The organism is Mesorhizobium sp. M7A.F.Ca.ET.027.03.2.1, assembly GCF_003999175.1.
In the GTDB taxonomy this organism is placed as follows: domain Bacteria; phylum Pseudomonadota; class Alphaproteobacteria; order Rhizobiales; family Rhizobiaceae; genus Mesorhizobium.
The window spans coordinates 1-847 of record NZ_RZOM01001611.1; the positions used below are offsets into that span (position 1 = coordinate 1).

Sequence of the window (847 nt, forward strand, 5' to 3'; positions counted from 1 at the left end):
GTGCCGCACCGCATCACTGCCATTCTGCAAGGCGAGAGCCTGCTCAACGACGCCACCGCCTTGCTGATCTACCGGATGGCGATTTCGGCGGCAGCAGGTTCCATTCTGCTGAGCAGCGCCGTTCCGATGATCCTGCTGTCCACGCTCGGCAGCCTTGCCGCCGGCTACCTGCTTGGCCGGGTGTCTCTGATGACGCTGGGCCGGATCGAGGACCCGGCGAGCGGCACTGTGGTGCAATTTGCCGGCACATTCGGGGTCTGGATCCTGGCTGACAGGATCGGACTATCGGCCATCATCACCATAGTCGTCTATGCCATGACGATCGCCCGCACCGCACCGCGCCGCATGCCGGCCAGAAACCGCATCAGCTCCTATTCGGTCTGGGAGACGGCGGTCTTCGTGCTCAATGTTCTGGCTTTCGTGCTGATGGGCCTGCAGGCGCGTACGATCGTCGGCAGGCTTGCCGGGCAGGGGCAGACCGATGCGTTCGTCCTGGCCGGGACAGTGCTTGCCATCGTCATCGTCTCACGCCTCATCTGGGTGCTGGGGTGCGGAGCGATCATCAGGTGGTTTGGCCGTTTCGGCGTGGCTGATCGTCAGCGTGACGCTCCGTCGTTTCGTGGCGGCGTGCTGATCGGCTGGTGCGGGATGCGAGGTTTGGTGACGCTTGCGGCGGCATTCGCCCTGCCGGCTGAATTCCCGGCCCGCGACCCGATCGTGCTCGCTGCTTTCACGGTCGTGCTCGGCACGCTGGTGCTGCAAGGCATGAGCTTGAAGCCGCTGCTGCGCCTGCTGAACCTCGACCCTGACGAAACCGTCGACCGCGAGGTTGCGCAGGCGCGTGTTG

The 847-nt window shown here is 64.8% G+C and carries 1 protein-coding gene; it reads left to right on the plus strand.

Annotated elements, in window-relative coordinates:
• On the plus strand, positions 1-847 hold an 847-nt coding region (locus EN750_RS36790), incomplete at both ends, for a cation:proton antiporter (protein ID WP_189526773.1).